Source organism: Nocardioides sp., from assembly GCF_030655615.1.
Classification (GTDB): Bacteria; Actinomycetota; Actinomycetes; order Propionibacteriales; family Nocardioidaceae; genus Nocardioides.
Genome location: NZ_JAURVJ010000119.1, coordinates 1 through 3,701, shown reverse-complemented (window position 1 = coordinate 3,701; position 3,701 = coordinate 1). Strand labels below are relative to the sequence as shown.

Below are 3,701 nucleotides of genomic sequence, written 5' to 3'. Positions count from 1 at the left end.
CGGCCCGCCCTCGCGGGCGCGCTCGTCGGCGCCGGCGCCGCCGCCGGGGTGTGGCCGGTCCTGCTGCTGGTCGCCTGGGTCCTGGTGTGCGTCCGCGACCGACGGCTGACCCCGCTCCTGCCCCCGTTGGTCACCGGCGTCGCGGCGTGGGCCGTGCTCAACGCCCCGGCGTTCCTGTCGGGCCGCGCCCAGTGGGAGCGCTTCTGGGCGGCCGCGTGGGAGCGCGGCGCCGACCAGGGCTCGATCTGGACCATCGTCGCGCAGTCGTCGGGGCTCAGCCGCGACACGGGCCTGCAGGTGTCGTGGGCCCTCGTCGGGCTGTGGTTCGTCGGCGTCGCGGCCCTCGTGCTCCTCGCCCCCTCCCGTCCCCGGCTCAGCCAGGTCGCCCTGCTCCTGGTCGCCGGCGTGCTGCTGCTCGGCTTGAGCTATGAGCCCGAGCAGGCGCTGTGGCTGCTCCCGCTCGCCGCCCTCGCCCACCCGCGGTGGCGCGACCTCCTGGTCTGGCAGGCCTGCGAGATCGTCTACTTCATGATGTCGTGGTGGTGGCAGGGCGACCTGCTCAACCCCGGCGGCAACGGGGCGTCCGGCTTCTACTGGTTGGCCATCGTGGTCCACGTCGTCGGCACGCTGTGGATCGCCGCGGTCGTCGCACGCGACGTGTGGTGGCCCGAGGACGACGTGGTGCGGCAGTCCGAGGAGGACGTGTCCGTGACCGGTGGGGCGACCGAGGCCGAGCCGGTCCTGGTCTAGAACGCCCTCTAGGTGACGACGATGCGGTCGAAGGTCGTCGCGGTGTAGCGGACCCGGACGTCGATCTCGTCGCCGACCTCGGGCACGTGCGCGCCCGAGGGCAGGAACAGCATCGAGGCCTGCATGTGGGGCGGCTCGGCGAACAGCCGCTGCTTGCCGTCGATGGAGAACGGCGAGCGCACGAAACCGACCGCGTCGAGGCCGCCGCGGGCCAGGGTGGAGGCGCGGGCCTTGATCGACGACTCGCCCATCGGGGCCTCGAGGCCGATGCCGTGGGCCGTGCCGCCGCTGACGACGAGCAGGTGCCCGGACTTGGGTGCGGTGCGGGCGCGGTAGCCGAACGCGTCGCCGCGCTCGACCTCGTGGACGTCGAGCACGGTCGCGGTGACCGACAGTGCGCCTCGATCACCGAGCCAGAGATCGGTGCCGACGCGGGGCCGGATCGTGAAGTCGGCGTAGGACGCGCGAAGCGATGCCAGCTCGGCCTGGGTCAGGTGGCTGACCCACACGGTGTCGAGGCCGTCGAGACCGGCGCCGACCGCGTCGTTGAGGTGGCGGCGTACCTCACCGAGGTGGGAGCCTTGGGCCAGCGGCAGGTGCAGCGCGAGGCCCTCGAGACGCGCCCGGTGCCGGCGGAGGTGGTCGGCCGCCTCCCACAGGCCGCGCGGGGAGAAGCCGTGGCGCTGCATCGAGGTGAGCAGCTCGAGGACGATCCGGGCGCCGGGCTGGCGGGTGAGCAGCGCGTCGACGTCGTCGACGCGACCGACGGTGTGGATGACGCGGGTCGCCAGCGCAGGGTCGAGGTCGGGCAGGAACGGCCGCCACGGGGTGAGCACGAGCAGCGAGCCGGGGAAGCGGGTCGCGACCTCGGGCAGCTCCTCGTAGGTGCCGACCGCGATGGTGTCGACGCCGAGCCACTCGCTGCGGCGGGCGAGCCGGCCGGGGGTCAGGCCGTAGCCGTTGCCCTTGACGACCGGCACGAGGCCGGGGGTCGCGTCGGCGCAGGCGCGCAGGTGGCCGCGCCAGCGCGGGCCGTCGACGGTGAGGGTCAGGCCCATCGTCAGCGCCTGCCCATGTAGACCGAGAACGCCTTGTAGAGGGCCCGGTTGAGCGGGAGGTCCCACTCGCCGGCGAGCTCGACGGCCTCGCCGCCGGTGCCGACCTTGAACTGGATCAGTCCGGCGTGGGAGTCGTCGGCGTCGAGGGTGTCGGTGATGCCGCGCAGGTCGTAGACGTCGGCGCCGGCGGCCAGGGCGTCCTGGATCATCGCCCACTGGACGGCGTTGGAGCCGCGGACGTCGCGCTTCTCGGTGGAGGAGGCGCCGTAGGAGTACCAGGCGTGGGCGCCGACGCGGATGGCGATCGTCGAGGCGACCAGGTCGCCCTCGTGGCGGGCCGACCAGAGCCGGATCCGCTCGGGGCTCTCGGCCCCGAGCGCGTCGAGCATGGTGCGGAAGTAGCCGAGCGGGCGCGGCGTGAAGTGGTCGCGCTCGGCCGTGTGGACGTAGAGGTCGTGGAACGCCTCGAGGTCGCCCTCGGAGGCCGTGCCGTCAGCGGCCGTCACCTCGACGCCCGACTTGGCGGCCTTCTTGATGTTGCGGCGCCAGAGCTGGTTCATGCCCTTGAGGACGTCGTCCTCGGTGCGGGCGGTGCCGTCGGGGTGGCGCAGCGGGACCTGGAAGACGTGGCGCGGCTGGCCGGCGGCGAACCCGCCCTCGACGGCCTGCGGGCGCCAGCCGAGGTCGGTCAGCTGCGACACCACGCGGGCGCCGACGGCGTCACGGTCGGTCGGCGCGAGGTCGTCGAGGCGGCGGCAGTCGGGGTCGGCGAGGCCAGCCTTGATGGCGGCGGCGTCCCAGCGGCGGGTGACGACGGGCGGGCCGATCCGGACGCCGAAGGCACCCTGCTCCTTGACGTGGGCGGCGAGCGGGCGCAGCAGCGCGCCGAGGTCGTCGGTCGACCAGTCGAGCAGCGGACCCTCGGGCAGGTAGGCGAGGTAGCGCTTGACCCGCGGGAGCTGGCGGTAGAGCACCAGCGCGGCCCCCACCTGCTCGGTGCCCTGCTCGGTGCCCTGGAAGATCCCGACCGACTCGCGGCGCCACTCGGCCTTGACCTGGCCCCACGCGGGGGTCTGCAGGAAGCTCGCCGAGCGTCGCGCCTCGACGAACGCCAGGTGCTCGGCGGCCGAGGTCGCGCGCACGTCGTAGGTCACGTCATCCACGGTAGTGCGCGCAGATCGACACCTCCGCAGGCGGTCGTCCACAGGTCCGTAGGGGCGAGGTTTGTCCCCAGGGCCGGCGCGGCAACGGTGCGGCCCATGACCACGACCAGCACGCAGATCCACACCGGGATCCACACCGGGATCCACACCGAGGTCCACGCCGAGGTCCGGGCCGACGGCACCGAGCTGCTCACCGCCAAGGGCGTGTGGGAGGCGCGGGTCGACGACCTCGCCGCCGTACGCCGCACCCTCGCCTCCGCCCCGGCCGGTCACCTCGGCGGCCGGGTGGGTCCGGTGGCCGCCGCGGTCCTCGAGGGCTGGGCGGCGCGGGCCGGGGTCCTGGCCGACGCCGCCCAGGCCCACGGCGACGCGCTCTGGACCACCTGGCGCCACCTCGACGCGGCCGACGAGGGTGCGGCGGCGTACTTCCTCGGTCCGGGCGGGGTGTCGTGACCGCGCTGCCGCCGCCGTGCCCGCCGGTCCCGGCGCTGCGGGCGGTGGCGTCCGGGTCGGTCGAGGTGACACGAGCGGCTCGGCTCGGGGCAGCGGTGCTGGCCGACGTGCACGCCGACGTCGTCGCGCGCGGGTGGCCCGAGGGCTCCGGGCGCGCCCACGACGCGGCCGACGCGTCGCTGCGCGGCTTCGCCCGCCACGCCGACCTCGCGGTCGCCGCGCTCGAGACGGTGACCCGGGGGCTCGAGACGTTCGAGCACGACGTCGCCGGGCTCAC

Annotated in this window: 4 protein-coding genes and 1 pseudogene; 3 read left to right on the top strand and 2 right to left on the bottom strand. The window is 74.7% G+C overall.

Features of this window, described 5'->3' with window-relative positions; genetic code table 11:
* Positions 1-750: pseudogene (locus tag Q7T52_RS09800) on the top strand (hypothetical protein); the annotation flags it as partial.
* Between the two features lie 8 nt (positions 751-758).
* On the opposite strand, the gene Q7T52_RS09795 reads toward Q7T52_RS09800, so the two are convergent.
* Positions 759-1,808, bottom strand: coding sequence for an alanine racemase (locus tag Q7T52_RS09795; RefSeq protein ID WP_304801919.1), 1,050 nt, complete (start codon positions 1,806-1,808; stop codon positions 759-761).
* Positions 1,809-1,810: 2 nt separating this feature from the next.
* Entirely contained in the window at positions 1,811-2,962 is a 1,152-nt protein-coding gene (locus Q7T52_RS09790; protein ID WP_370692313.1) for a lipid II:glycine glycyltransferase FemX, read from the bottom strand.
* A gap of 105 nt (positions 2,963-3,067) precedes the next feature.
* On the opposite strand from Q7T52_RS09790, the gene Q7T52_RS09785 reads away from it, so the two are divergent.
* Together Q7T52_RS09785 and Q7T52_RS09780 are read left to right on the top strand one after the other, a co-directional pair.
* Positions 3,068-3,424 (top strand): hypothetical protein, encoded by a 357-nt coding sequence (locus Q7T52_RS09785; protein WP_304801916.1) that lies wholly within the window; start codon positions 3,068-3,070, stop codon positions 3,422-3,424.
* Positions 3,421-3,701, top strand: a 281-nt coding sequence (locus Q7T52_RS09780) for a hypothetical protein (protein WP_304801914.1), incomplete at its 3' end; no start/stop codon positions are given. The genes Q7T52_RS09785 and Q7T52_RS09780, both read left to right, overlap by 4 nt.